We start from the raw sequence: 26,641 nt of genomic DNA, 5'->3' as shown, positions 1-26,641 counted from the left end.
GACTCTGCTGCCAACGCGCATTGTAGATCTTATAAGCAGCGCAGCGCTGCCGCGAAAGGGCCGATTACCTCCAACTAGCGCCTTTCCGCCTGTGAAACATGGGGGTTGGCCACGCCTTGGGCATGTTGAACACTGTGATTCGGGTGGTTCTTGGGCGATGCCGGGCAGGGCGTTTTGCGGCGCAGCATCGGCGAAAGGATCTTTCTATGGCGCGCCAACCGGGGTAGGGGCTGTGTCATGCTGTCCTATCAACATATCTACCACGCCGGAAATCTGGCGGATGTCCAGAAACACGCGCTTCTGGCCTGGATGCTGACCTATCTGACCCGCAAGGACAAACCGCTCAGCTATATCGAAACCCACGCCGGGCGAGGCGTCTATGAGCTGCAGGCACCCGAGGCGCTGAAGACGGGGGAGGCGGCCGCAGGGATTTCCCGGGTGCTGGAAAACCACGGACTGGCGGCGGATCACCCGCTGAGCCGCGCCATTGATGCCTGTCGCGAGCGGTTTGGCGAGACCAGCTATCCCGGATCGCCGCTGGTGGCGGCGGCCCTGCTGCGCGAGATGGACAGCCTGCATTTTGCCGAATTGCACCCGCAGGAATACGCTGCCCTGCGGCAGGCACTGCGGCCCTGGCATGCCAAGGTGCATCAGCAGGATGGGTTCGAGCTGGCCCTGTCGCTGGCACCGCCGACGCCGCGCCGAGGGCTCATGCTGATCGATCCGTCTTATGAGATGAAATCCGATTACGCACGTATCCCCGGCATCATCGGCAAGCTGCACCGGAAATGGAACGTCGGCGTCATCGCGCTGTGGTATCCGATCCTGACAGATGGGGCGCATCAAAAGATGCTGAGCGCGCTAGAGACGCAGGCGCTGCCGGGCGCCTTGCGCCACGAGGTGCGCTTTCCGCCGGCGCGCGCCGGGCACCGGATGGTTGGATCGGGTATGTTCGTAGTGAATGCGCCCTTTGGCGCCAAAGAGGAAGCCGCGCGTATTTCGGCCCTGTTCGAGAGGCTCAATCAGGGCTGAGACTAAGACCTGTAGAGGAGGGGGGATCTCCCGCCCCCTTGGCCGCCCCCATCAGAGATGGGCGACAAGGCGTTGGGCTTGGCGCCGCGCCTGCGGCACGGCGCCGAATCTTTCAGACGCTCAGGTCGCGTCCTTGTAGGAGATTTCGCGGGTATCGGCGCCTTCGCCGACCTTGCCGCGGCGCACGATCAGCCGGTTCAGCGCGTTGATATAGGCCTTGGCCGAGGCAACCACAGTATCTGTGTTGGCCGACTGGCCGGTGGCGATATTGCCGTCTTCCTCCAGCCGGACGGAAACCGTTGCCTGTGCATCGGTGCCTTCGGTCACGGCGTGAACCTGATAAAGCTGCAGGTGCGCCGAGTTCGGATAAAGCTCGCGCACCGCTTTGAAGGCGGCATCCACCGGGCCATCGCCCTGTGCCGTGGCGCTCAGATCCTTGCCGTCGATCTCCATTTCCAGCGTCGCTTCGGCCGGGCCGCCGGTGCCGCAGATCACTTTCATCGACACCAGTTGCAGATGATCGTTCTCGGCATCCTCGCCAGAACGCATGAGCGCGATGATGTCGTCGTCAAAGACTTCCTTCTTGCGGTCGGCCAGCTCCTTGAAGCGGACAAAGATATCCTTGAGCTGGTTGTCGCCGACCTCATAGCCGAGGTTATTCAGCTTGTCGCGCAGCGCCGCGCGGCCTGAGTGCTTACCAAGCGGCAGCGAGGTTCCTGAAAGACCTACGTCCTCGGGGCGCATGATCTCGAAGGTTTCTTTGTTCTTCAGCATCCCGTCCTGGTGGATGCCGCTTTCATGGGCAAAGGCGTTCTTGCCGACGATGGCCTTGTTGAACTGCACCGGGAAGCCAGAGACGGTGGAGACCCGGCGGGAGATATGCATGATCTTGGTGGTGTCGATCTGCGTGTGCCAAGGCATGATGTCATTGCGTACCTTCAGCGCCATCACCACCTCTTCGAGCGCGGTGTTGCCGGCTCGCTCGCCCAGACCGTTGATGGTGCATTCGATCTGACGCGCGCCGCCCTCGACGGCGGCCAGAGCGTTGGCCGTGGCAAGACCCAGGTCGTTGTGGCAGTGGGTGGCAAAGATCACCTCGTCCGCGCCCGGTACGGTTTCGATCAGGCGGCGGATCAGATCAGCCGATTCCAGCGGCGCGGTATAGCCAACGGTGTCGGGGATGTTGATGGTGGTGGCGCCGGCCTTGATGGCGATCTCGATCACCCGGCAGAGATAATCCCATTCGGTGCGTGTCGCATCCATGGGCGACCATTGCACGTCATCGACGAGATTGCGCGCATGGGTCACGGTGTCGTGAATCCGCTCGGCCATCTCATCCATGGTGAGATTCGGAATGGCGCGGTGCAGGGGCGAAGTCCCGATAAAGGTGTGAATGCGGGGTTTGGCAGCCTTGCGCACGGCCTCGGCGCAGCGGTCAATATCCTTGAAATTGGCGCGCGCCAGACCGCAGATCACGGCGTTCTTGGAGCGTTCGGCGATCTCGCTCACCGCTTTGAAATCGCCTTCGGAGGCGATGGGGAAACCGGCCTCGATGATGTCGACGCCCATCTCGTCCAGAAGGCCCGCGATTTCCAGCTTTTCATCGTGGGTCATGGTGGCGCCGGGGCTCTGCTCGCCGTCGCGCAAAGTGGTGTCGAAGATCAATACGCGATCTTTTTCAAGTGCAGTCGTCATGTCGGTAGCTTTCTTAAAACTCTGTCCTGGATCCATTCTCGTGGCGCGCAAGCCTCCTCCTCTGAGCGGGCGCGCCGAATGGCACGCTCAGAGGCGGGTTAGGATCAGTAGGTCGCGCAGAGCCGCACCGCAAATGGCGGTGGCCGGGCCGAAGATATGTGCGCGAGCTGTCATGCGGCAAAGTTATACAGAGCGCGCCGCGAATGGAAAGAGCGAAAATAGCTCAGTGATCCTGACCATTTGGCGGTCGGCAGAGCGCTTTGGTGCGGGCAGATTTGATTTGTGGGAAATTCCTCCTAGCTGCGCCAGAGCCTTGGCGATGAGCCATAGGCAGAAGGTGCGGCAGAGGCAGGACACATGGCAAAACTCATCCTAATTCTTGGCGATCAACTGAGCCTGTCGCTGTCGGCGCTGCAGGTCGCGGACAAGGACACCGACATCATCGTCATGGCCGAGGTTGCCGAGGAAGGTACCTATGTGCGTCACCACCCCAAGAAGATCGCGCTGATTCTCGCGGCGATGCGGAAGTTTGCGGAGCAGTTGCGGGCAGAGGGCTGGACTGTCGCCTATACCCGGCTTGACGATGCGGAAAACACCGGCTCCATCGCGGAGGAAATCCTGCGCCGGGCGGCCCAGAGCGGCGCTGATGAGGTGATCGCCACAACGCCGGGGGAATGGAGGCTGATCCGGCATCTGCAGTCTCTGCCTTTGAAGGTCGGCCTCAAGCCGGATACGCGGTTCATTGCCACGCGGGCTGATTTCAACGACTGGGCCGAGGGGCGCAAGCAACTGCGCATGGAGTATTTCTATCGCAAGATGCGGCGCAAGACCGGAGTGCTGATGGAGGGTGACAACCCCGCCGGGGGCAAATGGAACTACGATCAGGAGAACCGCAAGGCACCGCCCAAGGACATAAAGACCCCAGGGCCCATGCAGTTCACCCCGGATGACGAGACGGAAGAGGTTCTGGACCTTGTCGAGCGGCGGTTTGGGGACCACTTCGGCGATCTGCGTCCGTTCCATTTCGCGGTCACCCGTGCCGATGCCCTGAGGGCAATGGCGCATTTCATCCGGCATGGCCTGCCGCTGTTCGGGGACTATCAGGATGCGATGATGACAGGGCAGAAATGGCTCTACCATTCGGTTCTGTCGCCATATCTCAATATCGGCCTGTTGCAGCCGATGGAGCTGTGCGTCGCGGCCGAAGAGGCGTGGAAAGCAGGTGATGTGCCGCTCAACGCCGCCGAAGGGTTCATCCGGCAGATCCTTGGCTGGCGCGAATTCGTGCGTGGGATCTATTTCCTCGAAGGGGAGGACTATCCGCAGCGCAACGCGCTGGGCCATGATCACGCGCTGCCGCCGCTTTACTGGGGCGCTGAGACGGGCATGCACTGCCTGTCACAGGCGGTATCGCAGACCCGGGAAGAGGCCTATGCTCATCATATCCAGCGGCTGATGGTGACCGGCAATTTCGCGCTTCTGGCCGGGATTGATCCGCAGGAGGTGCACGAATGGTATCTGGCTGTCTATGCCGATGCTTTTGAGTGGGTCGAGGCGCCTAATACCGTCGGGATGAGCCAGTTTGCTGATGGCGGTATCGTGGGTTCCAAACCCTATGTCTCAAGCGGGGCCTATATCAACCGCATGTCGGATTACTGCAAATCCTGCGCCTATTCCGTCAGCCGCAAGGTGGGGGAGGGCGCCTGTCCGTTCAACCTGCTCTACTGGCATTTCCTCGACCGCCACCGGGAGCGGTTCTCGGCAAATCCGCGCATGGGCAACATGTACCGCAGCTGGGACCGGATGGATGCGGAGAAGCGCGCGCAGATTCTGGAAGAGGCTGACGCCTTTTTGGCCGGGCTTGAGGCGGGCGGTACGGTCTGACCCGAAGGGCGGACCGCCGCTGGATCAGTTGTCGGTGCTGGCGGCGTTGTCGTCCGCAGCGGCGTCCGTTTCAGTAGTTTCGGTCACCAAGGCGCCATTCTGCCAGTCACCGTCGGTTTCCTGACCAGTGGCATAACGCATCTTGCCGGGGCCCTGCCGCTTGCCGTTGACGAAGCTGCCTTCGTAGACATCGCCATTGGCATAGGTGGCAACACCTTCGCCGGTGATCTTACCTTCCTGCCAGTCGCCTTCGTAGACAAAGCCGCCGGGCATCTCGATCCGGCCCTTGCCGTGGCGTTGGCTGTTGGCAAACTGCCCGGTGTAGACCGATCCATCCGCATAGGTGACCTTGGCCTGCCCGTGGCGCTGCCCGTCCTGCCATTCACCTTCATAGCGGTATCCGCTGGCATAGGTCATCACGCCCTGACCGTGGTTGCGGGCGTTCTTGAAACCGCCGGTGTAGGTCACGCCGTTGGGATAGGTGGCGGTGCCGGTGCCTTCGATGACACCGGCGATCCAGTCGCCTTCATAGGTCGAACCATCGGGATAGGTGATCTTACCTGTGCCATCAGCCAGATCATCGCGGAATTCCCCCACGTAGACCGAGCCGTCAGGATAGGTGACCTTGCCGGTGCCCTCGATCTGACCCGCCAGCCATTCGCCCTCGTAGACGTAGCCATCGGTCTTGGTGAAGGTACCGGTGCCGTGGCGCAGGTCATCCTGGAATTCGCCGACATAGACGTCACCATTGGCATGGGTCTGTTTGCCGATACCCTGCCTGCGGCCGTTTTCCAGCGGACCTTCGTAGACGTCGCCGTTGGGCTGGGTCAGCTTGCCGGTGCCGTGCATCTGGTTGTTGGCCCAGTCGCCTTCGTAGATCAGCCCGTCGGGCATGGTCAGCGTGCCGGTGCCATGCAACAGACCGTCTGCGATCCCACCTTCGTAGGTTGCACCGTCAGGATAGACGATCTTGCCTTCGCCTTCCTTGCGGCCCTCAACCCAGTCGCCAGCGTATTCATAACCGCCGGGATTGCGCATCACGCCCTTGCCATGGTGCTGACCGTTGACGAAGCTGCCTTCGTAGCGCGCGCCATTGGCGTAGACCGCGATGCCCTGACCACTGATCAGACCATCGGTCCATTCGCCTTCATAGGTGCCGCCATCGGCAAAGGTGATCTTGCCGAGCCCCTCGGGTTTGCCCTTGGCGAACTCGCCTTCGTAGACGGCGCCGTTCGGGTAGCGCGCCACGCCCTGACCGCGGATTTCGCCATCGACCCAGTTGCCGGAATACTCATAACCATTGGGCAGCCGGTAGGTGCCGGTGCCATGCTGCAGGCCGCCGCGAAAGGTGCCTTCGTATTCGCCGCCGATTTCATCCTGCGTGGTGAGGACCTGACCGTCCTGCGCCTGCAGGGGAGAGGCCAGCGCCATAGCTGCTGAAATCACGAATACGGAGCCGAAACGGGTCATGAAACTTCTGCCTGCCCTTTAGTTCTGCGCCGGACCAATGGGCCGGGCGCGGTGCCAGTCTGCGGATGGAACACCGCCTGATGTTGCATCTCAGCTGCGAAACTATGCGACAGGGCGGCCTGTCGCAATGTCTTTTGCGGCCTGCACTCTTTCCCTTGGCCGGGGATCTGGTAAACGGCTGAGAAGAAGTTTTGCGAAGGGCACGACCACCATGGCAGACCGTTTCCGTATCTCTCTGGCGCAGCTGAACCCGACGGTCGGCGATATTGCGGGCAATGCGGCCAAGGCCCACGCGGCCTGGGAGGAAGGTCGCAAGGCCGGTGCGCAGCTTGTGGCGCTGCCCGAAATGTTCCTGACCGGCTATAACACCCAGGATCTGGTGATGAAGCCGGTGTTCCACCGCGCCGCCATGGCGGCTGCCGAACAGCTTGCGCAGGATTGTGTCGGCGGGCCCGCGCTGGCCATCGGCGCGCCCTGGGCCGAGGGTGGCAAGCTCTATAATGCCTATCTGATCCTCAAGGACGGACGGATCGCATCGCGCACCCTGAAACACCACCTGCCCAATGAAACCGTCTTTGACGAGGTTCGCGTCTTTGATGCCGGGCCGCTGGGTGGGCCTTATGCGATTGACGATACCCGCATCGGCAGCCCGATCTGCGAGGATGGCTGGCACGAAGACGTGGCCGAGACGCTTGCAGAGACCGGCGCCGAGTTCCTGCTGATCCCGAACGGTTCGCCCTATTTCCGCGGCAAGATGGAGGTGCGCTATAACATGATGGTGGCGCGCTGCATCGAAACCCATCTGCCGGTCATCTACCTCAATATGGTTGGCGGGCAGGACGATCAGATCTTTGACGGTGGCAGTTTCGTGCTGAACCCCGGCGGCGCGCTGGCGCTGCAGATGCCGCTTTATGACGAGGCGGTGACCCAGCTGGATCTTGAACGCACCGATGAAGGCTGGCGCGCGGTCGAGGGCGAGAAGGCGCATTTCCCCGATGAATGGGAGCAGGACTACCGCGCCATGGTCGAATCCCTGCGCGATTACATGGCCAAGACCGGGTTCAAAAAGGCGCTTCTGGGTCTGTCCGGTGGGGTGGATTCGGCCATTGTCGCCGCCATTGCCGTCGATGCCATCGGGGCCGAAAATGTGCGCTGCGTGATGCTGCCCTCGGAATATACCAGCGCGGAATCCCTGGAAGATGCCGAAGCCGTCGCCAAGGCGCTGGGCGTGCATTACGACTATGTGCCGATCAGCGAAGGGCGGGCAGCCATCACCAACACGCTGGCGCCGCTGTTCGAAGGGCGCGACGCCGACATTACCGAGGAAAACATCCAGTCCCGCCTACGCGGTCTTCTGCTGATGGCCATGTCGAACAAGTTTGGTGAGATGCTGCTGACCACCGGCAACAAGTCCGAGGTCGCAGTGGGGTATGCCACGATCTATGGCGATATGAACGGCGGCTACAACCCGATCAAGGATCTCTACAAAACCCGCGTCTTTGAAACCTGCCGCTGGCGCAATGCCAATCACCGGCCCTGGATGATGGGCCCGGCGGGCGAGGTGATCCGCCCCAATGTAATCGACAAACCCCCCAGTGCCGAGCTGCGTGAGGATCAGAAAGACAGCGACAGCCTGCCCGATTATCCCGACCTGGATGCCTTGCTCACGATCCTGGTGGACGAGGAAGGTTCGATTGCCGATTGCGTCGCTGCCGGGTTCGACCGGGATGTGGCGAAACGGGTGGAGCACCTGATTTATATCAGTGAATACAAGCGCTTCCAGTCCGCTCCGGGCACCCGCCTGACGCCGCGCGCCTTCTGGCTGGACCGGCGTTACCCGATTGCAAACCGTTGGCGCGATCCGGGCTGAACCGGCGTATTTTCCAGCAAGAGTGCCCGTCCGGGGGCAGGAAAACCATACCCCCGCGTGCCTGGGCTGACGCGAAAAAGCCACAGCTTGCACGGGGTGGATGAAAGAGCGCTCTTGCCCCATGGACCAGGGGCGCGGGGCACGGCATAGACCTCTTATGCCTGGACCTAAGCTGCCACATTTCCAAGCTGATCTTGCCCTGCCCAAACGTGTCGATGCAGTTGTCATCGGCGGGGGAATCATCGGCTCTACGACCGCTCTCGAATTGGCAGAGCGGGGATATTCCGTTCTTCTTTGTGAAAAGGGCCAGATCGGTGCCGAGCAAAGCTCGCGCAACTGGGGCTGGGTGCGCATCTCGCAGCGTGATCCACGCGAATTGCCCCTGATGGCCAAGGCGATGGAAATCTGGCCTGGGCTAGAGGCCCGCACCGGGCATCCCACCGGCTATACCCGATCCGGTATTCTGTTCACTGCCGAACGGGCGCGGGCCGAGGCCGAACTAGCCACTTGGGCAGAGCATCTGACTCCTTTTGACATTCCGGCACAGATGGTGCGCGGAGAGCAGCTGGCAGAGCTGATGCCGGGACACCAAACCGGCACCATCGCGGCGCTGCATACGCCCGAAGACGGCCGGGCCGAGCCGCAACTGGCCACCCATGCCATCGCCAGCGCTGCACGGGCCGCCGGGGCCAAGGTGATGACCGAATGCGCCGTGCGTAGTGTCGAAACCGAGGCAGGGCGGGTCAGCGGGGTGATGACCGAACGCGGCCGTGTCGGTTGTTCGGCCGTGGTGGTTGCGGGCGGCGCCTGGTCGCGGCTGTTCCTTGGCAATGCGGGTGTGGCGCTGCCGCAGCTCAAGGTGTTGAATTCTGTGCTTAGAACCTCGGCGGTGCAGGGCGGTCCCGAGGCGGCCATGTGGGCCGCCGGATTTGCCATGCGCAAGCGCGCCGACGGTGGCTATTCCATCGCCGATGGCACCGAAAACGTGGTGGACATCGTTCCCGATAGCCTGCGGCTGGCACTGAAGTTTTTTCCGGCCTTCTTGGAGGAATGGCGATCCCTCCGGTTCCGTCTGTCCGACCGTTGGCGGATCGAGGCGGGGTACGATCGGCGCTGGGCACCGGATCAGCGCACGCCGTTCGAAACCTGCCGGGTGCTGGATCCTGCGCCCTCGCAAAAGGCGATCCGCAACAGCTGGGCCGCCGCGCAAAAGGCCTTTCCTATCCTGCAGGGCGCTGATGTGGTGCAAAGCTGGGGCGGCATGATTGATGTGACCCCGGATGCCATTCCGGTGATTTCGCAGGTGGACGATCTGCCGGGGCTGTTCGTTTCGACCGGCTATTCCGGGCATGGGTTTGGCATTGGCCCTGCTGCCGGGAGGCTGACCGCAGATCTGGTGACGGGCGATGCGCCCATCGTGGACCCGCGCGCCTTTGCGCTGAGCCGGTTCACGAAAAAGGCGCGGACAGCCGTGCCCGCGCCCGAGGTTATTGGCACCGCCCGTTAAGGCGCGCGGCGCATGCCTCAGCCCATCATCTGATAGCTGACCGGCACAAAACGGAATCCCTCGCCACGGGTTTCGACAAAACCGGCTGCCGGGAAGGGCATGTGATAGCCGATCATTGGCGTGCGCGTGGCAGACAGCATATCCAGAATACGGCGGCGCGATGCGGTGGCAGCAGCCTTGTCCATGTCAAACCGGACCTCCCATTCCGGGTGGGCGAAGGACCAGACATAATGGTTGGCCAGATCCGCTGTCAGCAGCAACTGCTGATCGCCGCTGTCCAGCATATAGGTCATGTGACCGGGGGTATGGCCAAAAGCGGCCATCGCCGTGATACCAGAGGCCACTTCGCCGCCGTCCTCGACAAAGGTCATCTTTTCGGCCATCGGGGTCACCTTCTTGGAAACCAGATCGGCAACGCGGTTTTCGGCGTCCATCTTGGCCCAGAAATCATACTCGGTGCGCCCCGTCACATAGCGCGCATTGGCAAAGGTCGCGGCGCCGCTGGTGGTCATGCCGCCGATGTGGTCGGGGTGCATATGGGTGATGACGACCACATCGATCTGATCCGGGGTGACGCCTGCCTCTGCCAGGGCTTTCTGGATGCCGCCCTGACCAAGCCCGGTATCGAAGAGGATCTTTTCTTTGCCGGTATCGACAAGCGTGGGGGTGAAAAAGAACTGCGCCATTTCGGCGGGGATAAAGTTCTGGGCCGAGACTTCGGCGAACTCCTCGTCCGTTGCACCGCCGCCGAAAATTGCCTTGGCGCCGTCGCGGGGCAGGCTGCCGTCCAGCAGGGTCGTCACGGTGAAATCGCCCAGCTTGAAACTGCGAGCGTGGGTGGCCGGTGCCATGGCCGCGTGGCCCTCTGCCAAGGCGGGCGTGACGGTCGCGGCCAGGGGGAGGGCGGTTGCGCCGGTCAGCACGCTGCGGCGGGACATCTTTACGGTCATATTCTGGTCTCCTCTGTGTTGGTTGGCACTTGTTATGCGGTCTTTGGGATCGAGATAGGGCTTTTTGGCGGGGGACAAGGTACGCGCAGACCGAGGTCACGGGATCGTGTCGCTTTACGAGGGGGGCAGCGGGTAAATCTCCTCTGGGCCCCAGCAAAGACACCAATCCGAAAGGAGGGGGCGCTATGGGTGCCAAAACTGGACAAAACCCGTTCCATGTGAGATGGGGCACAGCAACAGGAGACCATTCATGACCACCACCCGTTTTGCTCCGTCGCCCACCGGCTATATCCATGTGGGCAACCTGCGCACCGCGCTGATGAATTACCTGATCGCCCGCAAGGCTGGCGGCACGTTCATCCTGCGCATCGACGACACCGACCCCGAGCGGTCGAAGGAAGAATATGTCGATGCGATCAAGCAGGATCTGGAGTGGCTGGGTCTTGGCTGGGACCGGATCGAACGCCAGTCCGAACGGCTGGACCGCTACCATGAAGCGGCTGACAAGCTGCGCGAGATGGGCCGGTTCTACGAGGCCTTCGAGACGCCGACCGAATTGGATCTGAAGCGCAAGAAGCAGCTGAACATGGGCAAGCCGCCGGTCTATGACCGCGCTGCGCTGGAGCTGTCTGAAGATGAAAAAGCCGCCCTGCGCGCCGAGCGCGGCGATGGTGTGTGGCGGTTCAAGCTGGACCACCAGCGCATCGAATGGAACGATGGTATCCTTGGCGATATTTCAATCGACGCGGCCTCGGTTTCGGATCCGGTTCTGATCCGTGGCGACGGGCAGTTCCTGTATACGCTGGCCTCGGTCGTGGATGACACGGAATTTGGCGTCACCCACGTGGTGCGTGGATCGGATCACGTGACCAATACCGCGACCCAGATCCAGATCATCGAGGCACTGGGCGGCAAGGTGCCGGAATTTGCCCATCACTCGCTGCTGACCGGCCCGCAGGGGGAGGCGCTGTCCAAACGTCTTGGCACGCTGGCGCTGCGCGATCTGCGCGAACAGGGCGTGCAGCCGATGGCGCTGCTGAGCCTGATGGCGCGGCTTGGCTCCTCTGACCCGGTCGAGCTGCGCAGCGAGATGGCCGAGCTGATCGAGGGCTTCGACATCAACCGTTTTGGCGCCGCGCCGACGAAATTTGACGTTGAGGATTTGTTCCCGCTCACCGGGCGCTATCTGCAGAGCCTGCCGCTGGAAGCCGTCCAGGAACAGGTCGAGGCGCTGGGTGTTCCGGCGGAAAAACAGGCCGCCTTCTGGGATATGGCCAAGGAAAACATCACCACGCTGAAAGACCTTGAAGGCTGGTGGACGCTGTGCCGCGACGGGGCTGAGCCGCTGATCGCGGATGAAGACAAGGACTTCATTGCCGAGGCGATGGCGCTGCTGCCTGATGGCCCCTACGACTCAACCACCTGGGGCAGTTGGACCGCTGCGGTGAAAGAGGCGACTGGCCGCAAGGGCAAATCCCTCTTCATGCCGCTGCGCCACGCAGTCACGGGCATGGAACGCGGCCCCGACATGAGTGCCCTTCTGGCGCTGATGGAGAAGGTCCGCGCCAAGGGGTGAGCGGTTGGGGCGCGATCCGCGCCTGATTGACCAGAAAAGACGGTCCGGTTTCCGGGCCGTCTTTTTCTTTGATGGCCATCTGCACGGGCGGATCTAGGGCTTTGCTTTCAGCTCTTTGCCCATGTCGGTAGCGGAATTCGCCAGTTCCCTGTTCGGATGCGAGGAGAGGGCCGTCAGCGCTTGCTGCATCCATTTCATCACGAAAGGGTCCTCCTTGCCGCAATGGGCAATCGGGGCAAAGCTGCTGTCCAGCAAAAGCTTGGGCGATACTGGCACCATACTGACATGTTCAAACATGCAGTCATCCTCGGTCGGATCTTCGGGGAGCGTTTCCCACAGCAGGCGTTCCAGTCGCCCCATCACCTCAATCGCGGTGCCAGGGTCGTTGACGCCGGGCGACAGGGCCTTTTGTGCCGTCTCGGCCAGCAGCGTCAGGCCAAAAACCGGATCCTGATCGAAACTGCGTACATCGCCGATTTCAATGGCCTTTGCGGCTTCCTTGCAGAGGCTCTCATCGCCGCTTTCTGCCCAAGCGACAGGGCGGCCGCGCAGGACAAAATCACCCGGGGCGCGGTGCAGGGTGATATGCGCATCGGCCTCGGCGGCGATTTCGTTCAGGCGGGCCATATCGGCAAAACGCACGAAACCACTGCGCCTGGCCGGAATGGGCAGGGCGCCCTCTGGCTGTTCATCGCTGTCAGCGGGTTTGCCCCCCAGGCAGGGGCGTTTTGCCTGCTGTTTCAGGCTGGTACGGCTACGGGTTTCAATGAGACGCAGGGTGTGGTCCATGCTGCCAAGTCCCGACAGGTGGTCGATCCACCGCAGGATGGCGATGACGATCAGTGCCACGACAAAGATGGTCATGGCAAAGACTACAATGGCGGATTCAGGCGCGTAGACCTTTGCCCGGAACAGGATGATCGCGCACAGCGAATAGACGAACCCGCCGACAAAAGTGGCAAGAACGCTTTGCGTTACCGTGTCTTCGAGCAGCAGTCGGTAGACCCGCGGCGTAGACATCGAAGAGGCGGTCCGGTAGGCGCTGACCATGACGTTGAGCGAAAAGGTCGTTACCGCCAGCATGCCAGAGGCAAGAATGGTCAGGATCGGCAGGACTGCGTCACGCCCGAACCGGTTGCTCAGCCCCTCAGGCAGCATGGGGGTCAGAAGCGGCGCCAATGCCAGAGCGAGCACGGAGCAGAGCGAGATCAGAACCACCCTCAGCCACAGCTGGCGCGTCAGGCGCTGGAAATAGAGCAGTGTTTTCGAGATCATGACGCAGGGCGCAGTCTGCGGGCGCCGGTTGATGCGATCAGATCGTCAAACAGGCTGCGTTCCTGCGCGGTGGTGGGTTGGTGGCGCGGATAACGGGGCGCGTCGCGGTCATCCAGAATAGGCGCGTCCCAGCCATCGGTGGTCGCAACAAAGTCGATCACGCCTTCGCGGCCAAAGACCTGCATGTATCCCTGAAGCACCACGTCAAGATAGCTCAGCAGGATCGGATGGCGGTTCGACCCCGGTGCTTGGCGCTCAGCCGGAACCGCGTAGACCGAGATTTCCGGCGCGCCGGGCAGGTCGTGGCCCACCGCTTGCGAAGCGAGAACCCGGTCATAGGCGTACTCGCGTTCATCAAGCGCCGCCCAATCCGCGCCGGGAACAGCAGCGATCAGCCCGTCGATGGTATCGCCCGGCGCCGGTTTGGCGGTCAGAAAGGCCACGTCGCGCAGATCAGTATGTGCCCAGGTGCGGCGCCAGCCACTCAGTCGGGCAGGGCGCGGATCGCTGTAATCGTGGGTCGCCGTGTTCACGAGGCTGCCATATCCGAAGAAATACGGAGCGGTCTGGGTCATCTCGGGTCCTCCTTGCCATTTGATCTATGTCAAATCGGGCGCTGAAAAAATATATACTGTAATCTGCATGTTTTGAGGGGTGCAGAACGATGCGAATTACAAAGAGGACGAATATTGCCGTCCGGTTGCTGATGTACTGTGCGGCCAATGCTGACCGGTTGGTGACCAAATCAGAGATCGCAGAGTCCTGCAATATATCAGAAAATCATTTGGCGCAGGTGATCAATCAGCTGAGCCAGCTTGGCTACCTGCACACCCAGCGGGGCCGCAATGGCGGTATGAGCCTGGGGCGAACCGCCACTGAGATCCGGATCGGTGACGTGTTTCGTCATATCGAAGGCGATCTGCCGATGGTGGAATGTTTTGCTGACGCCGATAACACCTGTCCCTTGGTCGATGCCTGTCGGCTGCGGCTGGCCCTTTCGGATGCGGCGCAGGCTTTTTACGAATCCCTCGACAACGTCTCATTGGATTCTCTGATCTGCGACAATCCGGATCTGATGCGCTTGCTGCAACCAGCTACCTGCACCCGGTGATCGCAGTTGCCGCCCCGTTGTCGGGGCAGCTGATCAATCTCGGGCGCGCAGAATGCGGGCCGGGCGTGCCGCCAGCGGACGCAAGGCGAAGGCAAGACCGGCCAGCAGTGTCGTCAGGATTCCGCCGCCGACCACGGCCAGCGCATTCGGCCAGATGATGCTGTAGCTGGTTTCAAACACATAGGAATTCACTGCCCAGGCTCCGGCGATACCTGCCGCCAGCGCCACCATGCCCGCGCCTGCGCCCAGAATGATGGAGCGCAACGCAAAGCTTTTCAGGATCTGCGCGCGTGGTGCCCCGAGTGTTTTCAGCAAAGCAGCCTCGTAGCGGCGGGCGGGTTCTCCGGCGGCTGCGGTGCCAAGCAGCACCAGGAACCCGGTCAGCAGAGTTGCCGCCGCCCCGTATGAAGTCGCCGCTGCCAGCTGGCGCAGGATGTCGGACACCCGGTCCACCGCATCGCGCACCCGGATCGCGGTGATATTCGGCATTTCCTGGGCCAGATCCCGCAGGATCTGCGCCTCGGCCTGCTCTTCGGCATAGACGGTGGCGATATAGCTGTGCGGCGCAGCGGCTAGCGCGGATTCGTTCATGGCAATCACGAAACCCATCCCGGCGGTGGAAAAATCGACCGAGCGGAAACTGGTGACTGTGGCGGTGATGTCGCGGCCCAGTACATTCACCGTCATGGTGTCGCCAATGGCAATGCCGAGCTCTCCGGCCTCTTCTTCGGCCAGGCTGATCTGTGGCGGACCGTTGTAGTCTTCGCCCCACCATTCCCCCGCAGTGACTTGGGTGTTTTCGGGCTTGGCGCCTGCGTAGGTGAGGCCACGGTCGCCGCGCACCACCCAGTGATCTCCAGCGACTTCGCTGGCGGGCTGACCGTTGATGCCAGTCACGACCCCGCGCAGCATCGGCGCGCTTTCGATACGGCTGACGGCGGGGTCACCTTCGACCCGATCCAGAAAGGCGGGCATCTGATCGCGCTGGATGTCGACGAAGAAATAGGAGGGCGCGACATCTGGCAGGGTGCCGGTGATGGCGCGGCGCATATTGCCGTCGATCTGTCCGATGGCGGCCAGAACAGTCAGGCCAAGACCCAGCGCCAGAACGGCTGGAACCGCGCCATCGCGGGAGGTGCCAATCGCCGCTAGCGCCCATCGCAGGGCCGGGCGTCCACGGGCAATGCGCGCGGCGCGCCGGGCCAGACCGCCAAGGATCAGCGCAGCCACCATCAGAACGGCCAGCGCCCCGCCCAGGCCGCCAGCAGTCCAGAGCGTCAGCCGCACTGATCCGCTGAACAGGGCCGCCGCCGCCACCAGCAGCGCCAGTGCCAGCGCGGTTGCGAGCACATAGCGGGGCGCGGGCAGGCTGCTGCCACCGGCAAAGGCATCGCGGAACAGCGCCGCTGCGCGGATCCGCTCGGCCCGGGCCAGCGGCCAGAGCGCAAAGATGAAGGCGGTCAGCAGACCATAAAGCGCCGCCTCGGCCAGCGCGCCGGGGTAGACTGAGAAGATCGCGGGAAATGGCAGCTGCGCGGCGATCAGCGGCCCCACCAGAACCGGTCCAAGCCCACCGATCGCCATGCCCATGGCAATGCCCAAGAGCGCCAGCACCCCGATTTGCAGGAAATAGGTGAGAAAGATCACCTGCCGCCCGGCGCCAAGGGTGCGCAGGGTGGCAATGGTTTCGGTCTTGCCTGCCAGAAAGGCGCGTACGGCGGCCGAAACGCCGACACCGCCCACCGCGAGACCGGAGAGGCCGACCAGCACCAGGAACCCGCCCAGACGCTCTACAAAGGAGGTGATGCCCGGGGCACCATTGCGGGCATCGCGCCAGCGCATGCCGGAATTGGCAAACCGCTCCTCGGCGGCAGCTTGCAGCTGTTCAAGGTTTGCACCGGGGGGCAGATCAAGCCGGTATTTCGAGGAATAAAGCGTTCCCGGCTCCAGCAAACCCGACTGCGCCAGCGCGGTTGTGGCAACAATGGTGCGGGGACCAAGGGTGAAGCCGGATGCCGCCGCATCCGGTTCGTTCTCAATAATGGCCATCAGGCGCAGATCCTGGGTGCCAAGACGGAAGACATCCCCGGGAGCAAGGCCCAGACGGTCCGCCAGGACTCGCTCCATCAGACCGCCGGGCAACCCATTCGATCCCACCAGCGCGTCTTCCAGCGGAATGTCGGGCGACAGGCGCAGGGTCCCCGTCAGCGGGTAAAGCCCATCGACCGCCTTCACCTGTGTCAGCGCGCGTTCCTCGCCCACTACTGCCATGGAGCGGAAGTCGGCAATTTCCGAACTGCGCTCGGCGATGGAGGCCATCCAGTCGCGCTCTTCCTCGTTGGCAAAGCGGTAGGTAAAGGACATCTCCGCATCGCCGCCCAGCATGGTGGCACCCTCGCGGGTTAGCCCGGCCTCGATCGAGGCGCGTATCGAACCGATGGCGGCGATCACCCCGACGCCCAGCGCAAGGCAGGCCAGGAAAATGCGAAATCCCTTCAGCCCGCTGCGCAACTCACGCAGGGCAAAACGCCAGGCGAGGCGAAGATCTGGAAACTTCATTCCGCTGCCTCATGCGCGGCCCGATCATCCAGCAGATGCCCATCGCGCAGCCGCACGACCCGGTCGCAGCGTGCAGCGAGTTCCGGCGCATGGGTGACCATGATCAGCGTGGCGCCATAACGGTCGCGCAGGCCAAATAGCAGGTCCATCACGGCGGCGCCGTTGGCCTCGTCCAGATTACCGGTGGGTTCATCCGCCAGCAGGATCGCTGGGCGCGGCGCCAGGGCGCGGGCCAGCGCCACCCGCTGTTGTTCGCCGCCGGACAGCTGCGCCGGGTAGTGACCTGAACGGTGGCCAAGACCGACAGCGTCGAGCTCCGCCTGTGCGCGTTCAAAGGCATCCGTAACCCCGGCCAGCTCAAGCGGGGTTGCCACGTTTTCCAGTGCGGTCATTGCCGGGATCAGGTGAAAGTTCTGAAAGACGACCCCCATGTGATCGCGGCGGAAATGGGCCAGTGCGTCTTCGTTCATCGCGGTCAGATCCTGCCCCAGTGCCGTAATGGTACCACCGGTGGCTTGTTCAAGCCCGCCCATCAGCATCAAGAGCGAGGATTTCCCCGATCCCGAGGCGCCGATCATGCCCAGTGTCTCGCCCTTGTGCACATCCAGGGTGATGTCCTGCAAAATACGGACGGGACCGGTATTGCCATTCAGGGTCAAAGACGCATCTTTGAGGTGAAGAACGGGGCGGTTTTGATCTGTCATAAAGGCGGCCTGTTGAATGTGTTCTTTCGGATATGGAGCGATTGTGACAATGCGCAAGGTATGGGTGATAATCGGATTTCTGATCAGTGTCTCTGCGGCCTGGGCCGAACCGGTGCGGATCACGGTGTTTGGCGACAGTCTGGTGCAGGGATATGGCCTGCCACAGGGGGATGGATTCGTGCCCCAGCTGGAACACTGGCTGCAGGATCACGGCGCCGAGGTCGAGATCACCAACGCGGGCGTCTCGGGGGACACGAGCGCGGGCGGGGCGGCGCGGATCGACTGGACGCTGGCGGATGACCCCGACGCTCTGATCGTCCTTCTGGGCGGCAACGATCTGCTGCGCGGCCTGTCGGCCGAGGAAATGCGCGCCAATTTGAGCAAGATCCTGAGCGCCGCAGAACAGGCCGACACCGAGGTCCTGCTGGTCGGCATGCGGGCGCCCAATAACTATGGACCCGATTATCGGGCCGCGTTCAACGCTGTGTACCCGGATCTGGCCGAGGAGTTCGGTGCCCTGCTGCACCCAGATGCCTTCGCCGGGATTTTTGAACGTGTCGGAGGGGATCCTGCCAAGGCGCAAGAATTCATGCAGGACGACGATATCCACCCCAATGCCGAAGGCGTTCGGGAAAATATCGAGGCGCTGGGTCCGGTCGCGCTGCAACTCGTGGCACGGGTTTCGGGCTGAGCCGCCCCTTAACACTGCAGCAAGAACGACCGAGACAGCAGCTCCCAAGCAGGGAGCTGCAGCATCGTAGCGCTGGTCCGGAGGAATTACCCGGCAGTCAGAGCAGTTGAAGATCCACGGCCGACTCGCGGCCATCACGGCCCGGTTGCAGCTCGTAGGATACTTTTTGGTTGTCTGCGAGGCCGGTCAGGCCCGAGCGTTCAACCGCTGAAATGTGAACAAATACGTCTTTGCCGCCCGCATCGGGGGCAATAAATCCATAGCCTTTGGTTGTGTTGAACCATTTGACGGTGCCTGTGGCCATCGTCTGTACTCCTAAAGTCTAGTCTCAGTCTAACCGCCGGTGCGGTCAGGCGGCCGCATCAGCAGATGGTCACGACCGTGCCTGTAAGGCGTACAGTAATGTCATTCGCGTAACGTCGCAGTAACAGCATTGGCCATCCTGCCCCCATCACGCAAGAAAAACGCGCGCCTTATCTTGGTGGGGATTTTTGCTGTGTGGCTAAAATGCGCCTGTTGCGATGCGCGCAGCGTCTAAAGAACGGTCACGACGGTGCCCAGCGGAACCCGTTCATAAAGGTCCACCACATGTTCGTTCAGCATGCGAATGCAGCCGTTGGAAACGGAATGCCCGATGGTGTCCGGCTGGTTGGTGCCGTGGATGCGGAAATAGGTGTCGACGCCGTTCTGAAACAGGTAAAGAGCCCGCGCGCCCAATGGGTTATCGGGGCCACCCGGCTGAATGTACTTGTTGCCTGCAAACCGGCTGTAGGTGCGTGGGCTGCGCTCGATCATTTCCTGCGTCGGCCGCCAGGTGGGCCATTCCTTCTTGGCCTCGATCACCGCGCTGCCGGTGAATTCCAGGCCCGCCCGGCCAACCCCGACCCCATAACGGATCGCCTTGCGGGGCTCTGTCACGAAATAGAGGTAATAGGACCGGGGCAGGACCAGAATTTGCCCGGGGGCGAATTCTTTCTTGATTCTCACGACCTGAGGAGTCGGATCGAAAGCACCCTCAGCAGCGGCAAAACCGGGAAGGGTCGCGGCGAGGGCGGAACTGGCGAGAAACAGGCGGCGTGAAATCATATCGGCCTCATTTACTATGGAACGTTACAGATCAATATTTTGATCTGGTGCTGAATTTGCGTCAATGGGGGCGGGAAGCATGCAGTCTGAGGTGTGATCACAATGACCTGAGGCAGTGATTGACAGTGCATGTGCGCCTCTTGCTGGGGACGGTTTCATTCCTATATGGAATTTTGAATATTTTAGCAGAGGCGGAGCGCCCTCTGCCCCTGACCCGTTTGAGGAGGATCCTGCCATGGGAGCCAAAACCCTGACCTGCCTGTCCTGCGCCCAGCTGAATCGGGTGCCCGAGGAGAAACTGACCGCAGGCGCCAAGTGCGGCACCTGTGGCGCGGCTCTGATCCCGGATGCGCCGCTGGATGTCGATCCGGCCATCCTGCAAAAGGCGGCCAAGAATGACGACCTGCCGCTGGTGGTGGATTTCTGGGCACCCTGGTGCGGCCCCTGCCGGATGATGGCGCCAGAGTTCTCCAAGGCGTCGAAGAAACTGGCGGGCAAGGCGCGGCTGGTCAAGCTGAACACCCAAGACCACCAGTCCACCGGCGCGCGCTATCGTATACGCGGTATTCCGACCATGGTCGCCTTTGAGCGCGGTCGCGAGAGCAAGCGCCAGTCAGGCGCGCTGAGCGAAGGTCAGATCGTTGGGTGGGTGAAAAGCCCGGCGTAGCAGCGACCCGTACGGGAACAGGCTGGGGCTGAGCGTGGCGTTCAGGCCTCGACCGTTGTTTCGTCTGCCAAGTGCGGAGTATCAACAAGATTGCGCAACAGCACCGCAATCGTCAACACCAGCGCTGTTGCAATGCCGACACCGGAGTAAACCAGAAGGCTGGTCCAAACGGAATGGCCCAGTACAACAAGGCTGAACAGCGCCGAGAAGAAACCGGTCAGCGTTCCCATCATGATGCCTGCAAGTGCCATGTCTTCTCCTGTTTCCGGATAGATCGACGGAAGGAAGATACCTCAGCCCGTGTCTTTCACTACAGACAATAGTTCTTAAGATTTTGTTTAAATCTGGATGGATCTGCGGCGACGCTGTGAAAAATCCACGGCAGGGAGTGGGGCGGTTCCCGCGGGGACAAACTGTCTGGGGGATCTTCTAAGGCTCGAATGGGCAGAGCCCTTCGCAGATGTCAGTCCCTGAAGTGTACCAGTTGTGATCTGTCCTATGGGACGTGGGGCGCCAGCCGCACGGCCCGCGCCTTATGTTCTGAAGTTGACTGCTACCAATCGACAAAGTCCAAAATATTCTTCGGTCGAATTAGCTCACACTCACCTAATTTGTCTTCCCAAAACTGCAGTCTTTCTGGCTTAGGGCCTTCGCCTTTACGCTCAACAACCCTAAGTCGAATATTAGGATCTTCGTCAAGTTTCTTCTGTATTCTACGATTTAGGTGATCATCGAAACCTGAATACCCAAAAACGGTGATACTATCCGTTTCCTTCAGCGCCCTGTCGAGCATTTTCCAGTATGCGCTCAAGACGGGGGAAGCAGAAATCACACTCCTCTTGTGTTTGACGTTTGTTAGGACAATATGTCCGCTTCTGTCACCTGCCAACAAATCGACTTCTGCTACATGTGCTTTTCGCGCGCCCCCTGCTTCATCGTCGTGAAACAGAGGTGACCCATGAAGGTGTAGGTAGTAAGAAGTTCGCGCTTTGCTTTGCCTATGTAAATTGTCCTTCGAAAAGTCGCCGTTTGCAAAACCGTCAATCAGGCAGGAGTAACCGCTGAAAACCGGGGTTCCAATGAAATTATAGTATAGCAATTTGTCGTAATTCAGCGTTGCGACATGAGACTTTGTTCGAACGATAAATTCTCTCAAAGGCTGTGCAAAGTCCTCTGGTAGCGCTGGCCCGTCAGCATGAAACTCACACGCAGCCCTGTGCACGTAGCTTCGAATTGCAGCTGGAAAACTCTTGCCTCTTTGAGAGAGCCAGCCTTCATCTGTTTCGGTTTCGAGTTCATTGATCATGTCGCAAGCTGCAAGAATTTGCTGAAGTTTGTCGAGATCATCTTCCGAAGTGGGCGCGCCTTCCTCTTCAATGACGTCTTCTGGTAAACAGCGTCTGATCAGTTGGCGCTGCTCTTCATCTAGTACGTCGTTGTCATTCCAAGCTGCATGCAACGTTCGCTGAAGAGAGAAGAAGTTATTGTCTATAGCTCTACCGAGCCCGTTGCCGAAAACTAAGAGACTTTTAGGCATGAATAAACCCCGCAAAATATCTTGCGGGGTTGATAGTCCTGTTGAATCGAGCGCACAAGCATGAGTTGTGGTTAACGCACAAATTTCTTGTGCTTCAGGCGCTTGGGTTCCAGCGCGTCGGCGCCAAGCCGGCGTTTCTTGTCTTCTTCGTAATCTTCGAAGTTGCCCTCGAACCACTCCACATGCGCATCGCCTTCAAAGGCCAGGATGTGGGTACAGATCCGGTCGAGGAAGAAACGGTCGTGCGAGATGACAACCGCGCAGCCCGCGAAATCCACCAGCGCGTCTTCGAGCGCGCGCAGGGTTTCCACGTCGAGATCGTTGGTCGGTTCGTCGAGCAGCAGCACGTTGCCGCCTTCTTTCAGCAGCCGGGCCATGTGCACGCGGTTGCGCTCACCACCGGATAGCAGGTTCAGCTTTTTCTGCTGATCGCCGCCCTTGAAGTTGAAGGAAGAGCAATAGGCGCGCGAGTTCACCTGTGCATCGCCCAGTTCAATGATCTCGGCGCCACCGGAAATCGCTTCCCAGACGGTTTCATTGTCATTGAGATCGTCGCGCGACTGATCGACGTAGGAAAGCTTTACCGTGTCGCCGAATTCGACGGTGCCATCGTCGGGCTGTTCCTGCCCGGTCAGCATGCGGAACAGGGTCGATTTACCGGCGCCGTTGGGGCCGATCACACCGACGATGCCACCCGGGGGCAGCGAGAAATCCAGCCCTTCGATCAGCTGCTTGTCGCCATAGTGTTTGGACAGACCGTGGACCTCGATCACCTTGGAACCAAGGCGCGGACCATTGGGAATCACGATCTGGGCGCGGCCGACCTTTTCGCGTTCGGACTGGTTCGCCATCTCGTTATAGGCTGCGATACGAGCCTTGGATTTGGCCTGGCGTGCCTTTTGTCCCTGACGCATCCATTCCAGTTCGCGCTCCAGCGTTTTCTGCTTGGATTTGTCTTCGCGGGCTTCCTGCTCCAGCCGTTTGGCCTTCTGCTCCAGCCAGCTGGAATAGTTGCCTTCCCAGGGCACACCGGCGCCGCGGTCCAGTTCCAGGATCCAGCTGGTGATGTCATCGAGGAAATAACGGTCGTGGGTGACGCAGAGGATTGTGCCTTTGTAATCAATGAGGTGCTGCTGCAGCCAAGCGATGGTTTCGGCATCGAGGTGGTTGGTCGGTTCGTCGAGCAGCAGCATGTCCGGCGCTTCGAGCAGCAGTTTGCACAAGGCCACCCGGCGTTTTTCACCGCCCGAGAGGGTCTTCACGTCTGCGTCATCCGGCGGGCAGCGCAGCGCCTCCATCGACACGTCGATCTGGCTGTCCAGATCCCAGAGGTTCTGGGCGTCGATCTCGTCCTGCAGCTTGGCCATTTCCTCGGCGGTTTCGTCCGAGTAGTTCATGGCGAGTTCGTTGTAACGGTCCAGAATTGCTTTCTTTTCCGCAACACCCAGCATGACGTTTTCACGCACCGACAGGCTTTCGTCCAGCTGCGGTTCCTGCGGCAGGTAGCCCACTTTGGCGCCTTCTGCGGCCCAGGCCTCACCGGTGAAATCCTTGTCGATCCCGGCCATGATGCGCAGCAGAGTCGATTTACCGGCGCCGTTGACACCGACGACACCGATCTTCACGCCGGGCAGAAAGGACAGGTGGATGTTTTCAAAGCATTTCTTGCCACCGGGGTAGGTCTTGGAGACCCCCTGCATGTGGTAGACGTATTGATAGGCGGCCATGTGACTGCTCCATAATCGGGGAAATTCGCTGCCCGGTGTGATAGCGGATGGGCAGGGAAGGAGCAATCGGGTAGGCGCGCGGGGCTGAGGCTCTGACACGCACAGCATCTTGGAGGTGTGCATAAACCATCAGTGCAACGCTCTAATGCGCGGTTTGCCTCACCTGGGAAGGACCCGCGTCCGAACCGAGGGGCGCAGCCAATTGATTTCCCCGCAGAACTATGCGCATCAAGTCGCTCATGACCTGCGGATATCCATATCTTCGCCCCGGCATGCGCGTGGGGCTGCTTGGCGGCTCTTTCGATCCGCCGCATCGGGGGCATGTTGAGATCAGCCTGGCGGCGCTGAAACGGTTTGGGCTGGACCGGATGCTCTGGCTGGTCTCTCCGGGCAATCCGCTGAAGTCCCGTGCCCCGGCCACGCTGGAGCGGCGGGTCGCGGCGGCGCGGGAGATGATGCAGCATCCGCGGATCGAGATCAGCGATATCGAGGCACGCCTTGGCACGCGCTACACGGCGGAGACCCTGCGGCATCTGCGGGCGCGTTATCCCGGCGTGCGATTTGTTTGGCTGATGGGGGCGGACAACCTCACCCATTTTCACCGCTGGAAGGACTGGCGCGAGATCCTTGAGACGGTGCCGGTCGGGGTGCTGGCGCGCCCCGGCGACCGGATCTCGGCGCGGCTGTCTCCGGCTGCGAAGATCTATGGGCACTACCGGCTGAAAAGCAGCCAGAGCCACCTGCTGGCCGGGGCAGAGACTCCTGCCTGGTGTTTCCTGAATGTGCCGATGGTCGATACCAGTTCGACGGAAATCCGCGCGCGGGGGGACTGGTCAGCGACGTAAGCTGGCCGAGGCGATCCCGGCGCTGATCACCACCAGAAGCCCGGCCCATGTCAGAAGATCCGGCAATTGACCGAAGACGGCCCAGCCCAGCAGCACCGCCGCGATCAGCTGGAAATAGACGGTGGGCGCCAGACGCGAGGCCTCGCTCCGGCTATAGGCATAGAGCAGTAGCAGGTTCCCCAGCATGGAAAAGGTCGCGCTTCCGACGGTCAGGGCGGCGGTAGAGAGACTCGCCTCGGGCAGGTTGGACAGGCCAAGCGGCAACAGAAACAGCGCGCTGAGCAGGAGCTGCGTAAAGCTCAGCTCGACCGGTTTGCCGACATGGGCCAGCCAGCGCGACGCCGTCAGGAAACAGCCGTAGAAACAACCCGCCAGAACCGCATACATCAGATTGGCCGAGCCACCGAAGCCGGGGCGGACCACCAGAAGCACACCGCAGAAGCCCGCGCCCATCAAGATTGCGCGCAGCGGCGTGGTACTTTCCCGCAAAAGGGTCACGGACAGTACATAGCTGATCACCGGCCCGATGAAGAAGGCGGCAAAGACATCGGCGATCGCCTCGGTCTGCAGGGCCGTCTGGATCGACAGGATACCGCCGGTAATGAGGCTCGCACGCAGCCAGATCCGCCAGTCCTTCAGCAGGCGCAGGCAGCCCCGGGGGGCAAAGGGCAGCACCAGCAGCGCACCGATGGCAAAACGGGACCAGGCCACGAACCCGGGTGTTGCCAGACCGCTGCTGGTCAATAACTTCCCGCAAAGATCCCCGGCGGGGATCATTGACATGGCGATGAACATGATAGTGACTGCTTGGAACATGGGGGCCAGCGGTAGCAGGCAGGGCACGGAGGCGAAACAGAAAAAGCCGCCCGGGTTTGTCGTTTGGCAGTTTTTATAAGACACTGACAGATATGATATCGCGACGAAAATTCCTTGGCGCCGGGATGGCGGCGCTAGCAGGATCTGCAAGCTGGGCCAATGCGCCGACGGTGTCCCTGCGTCCTTTAGCTCGGAAAAAGGTACTTGCCGGAGCAGCGGCTGCGGATCTGGAGGCGATCCTGGCGGGCTCTGGCCTGCAGGGCAAGGTTGCCTGCGCGGTGGCGGATGTCAAAACCGGGGCGCGGCTTGAATCGCAAGCGGGCGCGGCCGGGCTGCCGCCGGCCAGCGTCGCAAAAACCCTGACGGCGCTTTATTCGCTGGATGTGCTGGGGGCTGAACACCGGTTTACCACCCAGGTTCTGGCCGCAGGCCAGATCCGCAGTGGCGTGCTGCATGGTGATCTGATCCTTGCTGGTGGCGGCGATCCGATGCTGAACACCGACCATCTGGCGCAGCTGGCGCGTAGCATGAAGGCCGCGGGCCTGCGTGAGGTGCGTGGCGATTTCAAAGTCTGGGATGGCGCCTTGCCACAGGTGCAGTCGATCGATCCGGAGCAGCCGGATCACGTGGGTTACAGCCCGGCGGTGTCTGGCATCGCGCTCAATTTCAACCGTGTTCATTTCGAATGGAAACGCGGGGCCAAGGGCTGGTCCGTCAGCATGGATGCCCGCACCGAGAAATACCGCCCCGAAGTTGCCATGGCGCGCATGGCGGTGAAGAACCGCGCCCTGCCGGTCTATACCTATGCGGACCGGGGCGGCGCCGATACCTGGACCGTGGCCAGTCAGGCGCTGGGCAATGGTGGTTCGCGCTGGTTGCCGGTGCGGCGCCCGGCGGAATATGCGGGGGATGTGTTCCGGACCCTGGCGCGGTCGCACGGTATTGCCCTGCGCAAGGCCAAGGTCACGCAGAGCCTACCGCAGACGCAGGTTCTGGCCCAGCATCAGAGCCCGCCGCTGAGTGTGATGCTGAAGGCGATGCTGAAGTATTCCAACAATCTGATGGCTGAAATGATCGGCATGTCGGCGACAGCAGCAGCGGGCAAGCGTCCCGGATCGCTGCGGCAGTCCGCTGCCCAGATGGGCGATTGGGCAGCGCGTAAATACGGTATGAAAGACAGCCGGTTGGTGGATCATTCGGGCCTTGGCGATGCCTCGCGGATGACGCCGGATGATCTGGTCACGGTGCTGATCGCGGCCCATGGGGCAGGGCAGCTGAAGCCCCTGCTGAAACCGTTTCCGATGCGGGACCGCAAAGGGCGGGTCTTGAAATCTCATCCCATCAAGGTGCTGGCCAAGACCGGGACCCTGAATTTCGTCTCGGGGCTGGGCGGTTTCATGACGGCTGCCGACGGTACCGAGCTGGCCTTTGCGATCTTTGCCGCCAACACCACGGCCCGGTCACGGATCAAACGCGCCGACCGGGAGCGCCCGCCAGGCGCGCGTGGATGGAACCGCAAGGCAAAAGCGCTGCAACAGATGCTGATCGAGCGCTGGGGCAGCGTTTACGGAAGTTGACACCGGGGCCTTCCCAAAAGGCCGATGGTGTCCCCTTAAAATGAAAAACGCGGCCCCTATTG

General features: G+C 61.4%; 23 protein-coding genes. 10 read left to right on the top strand and 13 right to left on the bottom strand.

All coding sequences use genetic code 11. The annotated features are described in order from the left end of the window. The first annotated feature begins 237 nt into the window (after positions 1 to 237). Positions 238 to 1,032, top strand: a complete 795-nt coding sequence (locus tag AC5SSZ_RS17375; RefSeq protein ID WP_495439080.1) for a 23S rRNA (adenine(2030)-N(6))-methyltransferase RlmJ — start codon at positions 238 to 240, stop codon at positions 1,030 to 1,032. A 120-nt stretch (positions 1,033 to 1,152) separates the two neighbouring features. Here AC5SSZ_RS17375 and AC5SSZ_RS17370 read toward each other — a convergent pair whose 3' ends face one another. Next, entirely contained in the window at positions 1,153 to 2,727 is a 1,575-nt protein-coding gene (locus AC5SSZ_RS17370) for a 2-isopropylmalate synthase (RefSeq protein ID WP_065272765.1), read from the bottom strand. A gap of 357 nt (positions 2,728 to 3,084) precedes the next feature. Here AC5SSZ_RS17370 and AC5SSZ_RS17365 point away from each other — a divergent pair, with 357 nt between their 5' ends. After that, positions 3,085 to 4,611, top strand: a complete 1,527-nt coding sequence (locus AC5SSZ_RS17365) for a cryptochrome/photolyase family protein (RefSeq protein WP_495439078.1) — start codon at positions 3,085 to 3,087, stop codon at positions 4,609 to 4,611. 24 nt (positions 4,612 to 4,635) lie between these two features. On the opposite strand, the gene AC5SSZ_RS17360 is transcribed toward AC5SSZ_RS17365, so the two are convergent. After that, positions 4,636 to 6,081: a 2-isopropylmalate synthase gene (locus AC5SSZ_RS17360; protein WP_065272767.1), complete on the bottom strand. Its 1,446-nt coding sequence runs from the start codon at positions 6,079 to 6,081 to the stop codon at positions 4,636 to 4,638. A gap of 211 nt (positions 6,082 to 6,292) precedes the next feature. Here AC5SSZ_RS17360 and AC5SSZ_RS17355 point away from each other — a divergent pair, with 211 nt between their 5' ends. Then, entirely contained in the window at positions 6,293 to 7,951 is a 1,659-nt protein-coding gene (locus tag AC5SSZ_RS17355; RefSeq protein ID WP_495439076.1) for an NAD+ synthase, read from the top strand. A gap of 157 nt (positions 7,952 to 8,108) precedes the next feature. After that, complete coding sequence (locus AC5SSZ_RS17350; RefSeq protein ID WP_495439074.1) at positions 8,109 to 9,458, top strand: NAD(P)/FAD-dependent oxidoreductase; 1,350 nt, start codon at positions 8,109 to 8,111, stop codon at positions 9,456 to 9,458. A gap of 17 nt (positions 9,459 to 9,475) precedes the next feature. On the opposite strand, the gene AC5SSZ_RS17345 is transcribed toward AC5SSZ_RS17350, so the two are convergent. Beyond that, positions 9,476 to 10,408 (bottom strand): MBL fold metallo-hydrolase, encoded by a 933-nt coding sequence (locus AC5SSZ_RS17345; protein ID WP_274867098.1) that lies wholly within the window; start codon positions 10,406 to 10,408, stop codon positions 9,476 to 9,478. A 250-nt stretch (positions 10,409 to 10,658) separates the two neighbouring features. On the opposite strand from AC5SSZ_RS17345, the gene gltX reads away from it, so the two are divergent. Next, on the top strand, positions 10,659 to 11,984 hold the full coding sequence (gene gltX, locus AC5SSZ_RS17340; RefSeq protein WP_274831243.1) for a glutamate--tRNA ligase: 1,326 nt from the start codon (positions 10,659 to 10,661) through the stop codon (positions 11,982 to 11,984). Between the two features lie 93 nt (positions 11,985 to 12,077). Here the strand turns inward: gltX and AC5SSZ_RS17335 are convergent, their stop codons facing one another. Further along, entirely contained in the window at positions 12,078 to 13,259 is a 1,182-nt protein-coding gene (locus tag AC5SSZ_RS17335) for a DUF2254 domain-containing protein (RefSeq protein WP_495439072.1), read from the bottom strand. Beyond that, complete coding sequence (locus AC5SSZ_RS17330) at positions 13,256 to 13,834, bottom strand: gamma-glutamylcyclotransferase family protein (RefSeq protein ID WP_065272773.1); 579 nt, start codon at positions 13,832 to 13,834, stop codon at positions 13,256 to 13,258. The genes AC5SSZ_RS17335 and AC5SSZ_RS17330 overlap by 4 nt, the downstream gene beginning before the upstream one ends. A gap of 89 nt (positions 13,835 to 13,923) precedes the next feature. Here AC5SSZ_RS17330 and AC5SSZ_RS17325 point away from each other — a divergent pair, with 89 nt between their 5' ends. Beyond that, a complete protein-coding gene (locus AC5SSZ_RS17325) occupies positions 13,924 to 14,370 on the top strand; it encodes an RrF2 family transcriptional regulator (protein ID WP_065272774.1) in 447 nt (148 codons plus the stop codon). A 33-nt stretch (positions 14,371 to 14,403) separates the two neighbouring features. Here the strand turns inward: AC5SSZ_RS17325 and AC5SSZ_RS17320 are convergent, their stop codons facing one another. Together AC5SSZ_RS17320 and AC5SSZ_RS17315 are read right to left on the bottom strand one after the other, a co-directional pair. Beyond that, positions 14,404 to 16,929, bottom strand: a complete 2,526-nt coding sequence (locus tag AC5SSZ_RS17320) for an ABC transporter permease (protein WP_495439069.1) — start codon at positions 16,927 to 16,929, stop codon at positions 14,404 to 14,406. Further along, the gene (locus AC5SSZ_RS17315; protein WP_065272776.1) at positions 16,926 to 17,633 is read right to left on the bottom strand and encodes an ABC transporter ATP-binding protein; all 708 of its coding nucleotides are present in this window, start codon (positions 17,631 to 17,633) and stop codon (positions 16,926 to 16,928) included. Before AC5SSZ_RS17315 ends, AC5SSZ_RS17320 begins: the two co-directional genes overlap by 4 nt. A 49-nt stretch (positions 17,634 to 17,682) precedes the next feature. Here AC5SSZ_RS17315 and AC5SSZ_RS17310 point away from each other — a divergent pair, with 49 nt between their 5' ends. Further along, positions 17,683 to 18,324: an arylesterase gene (locus AC5SSZ_RS17310; RefSeq protein ID WP_495439067.1), complete on the top strand. Its 642-nt coding sequence runs from the start codon at positions 17,683 to 17,685 to the stop codon at positions 18,322 to 18,324. Between the two features lie 97 nt (positions 18,325 to 18,421). On the opposite strand, the gene AC5SSZ_RS17305 is transcribed toward AC5SSZ_RS17310, so the two are convergent. Further along, complete coding sequence (locus tag AC5SSZ_RS17305) at positions 18,422 to 18,628, bottom strand: cold-shock protein (RefSeq protein WP_065272777.1); 207 nt, start codon at positions 18,626 to 18,628, stop codon at positions 18,422 to 18,424. 230 nt (positions 18,629 to 18,858) lie between these two features. Then, a complete protein-coding gene (locus tag AC5SSZ_RS17300) occupies positions 18,859 to 19,410 on the bottom strand; it encodes a L,D-transpeptidase (protein WP_495439065.1) in 552 nt (183 codons plus the stop codon). Between the two features lie 235 nt (positions 19,411 to 19,645). Here AC5SSZ_RS17300 and trxC point away from each other — a divergent pair, with 235 nt between their 5' ends. Beyond that, on the top strand, positions 19,646 to 20,077 hold the full coding sequence (gene trxC / locus AC5SSZ_RS17295; RefSeq protein ID WP_495439063.1) for a thioredoxin TrxC: 432 nt from the start codon (positions 19,646 to 19,648) through the stop codon (positions 20,075 to 20,077). A gap of 41 nt (positions 20,078 to 20,118) precedes the next feature. Here trxC and AC5SSZ_RS17290 read toward each other — a convergent pair whose 3' ends face one another. The 3 genes from AC5SSZ_RS17290 to ettA form a co-directional block, all read right to left on the bottom strand. Continuing rightward, a complete protein-coding gene (locus tag AC5SSZ_RS17290) occupies positions 20,119 to 20,328 on the bottom strand; it encodes a hypothetical protein (RefSeq protein ID WP_274839490.1) in 210 nt (69 codons plus the stop codon). Positions 20,329 to 20,630: 302 nt separating this feature from the next. After that, a complete protein-coding gene (locus AC5SSZ_RS17285; RefSeq protein ID WP_495439061.1) occupies positions 20,631 to 21,614 on the bottom strand; it encodes an SIR2 family protein in 984 nt (327 codons plus the stop codon). 71 nt (positions 21,615 to 21,685) lie between these two features. Next, the gene (gene ettA, locus AC5SSZ_RS17280) at positions 21,686 to 23,341 is read right to left on the bottom strand and encodes an energy-dependent translational throttle protein EttA (RefSeq protein ID WP_274827814.1); all 1,656 of its coding nucleotides are present in this window, start codon (positions 23,339 to 23,341) and stop codon (positions 21,686 to 21,688) included. A 239-nt stretch (positions 23,342 to 23,580) separates the two neighbouring features. Here ettA and AC5SSZ_RS17275 point away from each other — a divergent pair, with 239 nt between their 5' ends. Further along, complete coding sequence (locus tag AC5SSZ_RS17275) at positions 23,581 to 24,186, top strand: nicotinate-nucleotide adenylyltransferase (protein WP_495439059.1); 606 nt, start codon at positions 23,581 to 23,583, stop codon at positions 24,184 to 24,186. Here AC5SSZ_RS17275 and AC5SSZ_RS17270 read toward each other — a convergent pair. Next, complete coding sequence (locus AC5SSZ_RS17270) at positions 24,175 to 24,981, bottom strand: DMT family transporter (protein ID WP_274831138.1); 807 nt, start codon at positions 24,979 to 24,981, stop codon at positions 24,175 to 24,177. The genes AC5SSZ_RS17275 and AC5SSZ_RS17270 overlap by 12 nt on opposite strands. 113 nt (positions 24,982 to 25,094) lie before the next feature. On the opposite strand from AC5SSZ_RS17270, the gene dacB reads away from it, so the two are divergent. Beyond that, positions 25,095 to 26,579: a D-alanyl-D-alanine carboxypeptidase/D-alanyl-D-alanine endopeptidase gene (gene dacB / locus AC5SSZ_RS17265; protein WP_495439057.1), complete on the top strand. Its 1,485-nt coding sequence runs from the start codon at positions 25,095 to 25,097 to the stop codon at positions 26,577 to 26,579. The last annotated feature ends 62 nt before the right edge of the window (positions 26,580 to 26,641 follow it).

The sequence above is a fragment of the Phaeobacter sp. CC-HEC084 genome (assembly GCF_059429255.1).
This window is presented reverse-complemented; position numbering and strand designations above follow the sequence as displayed.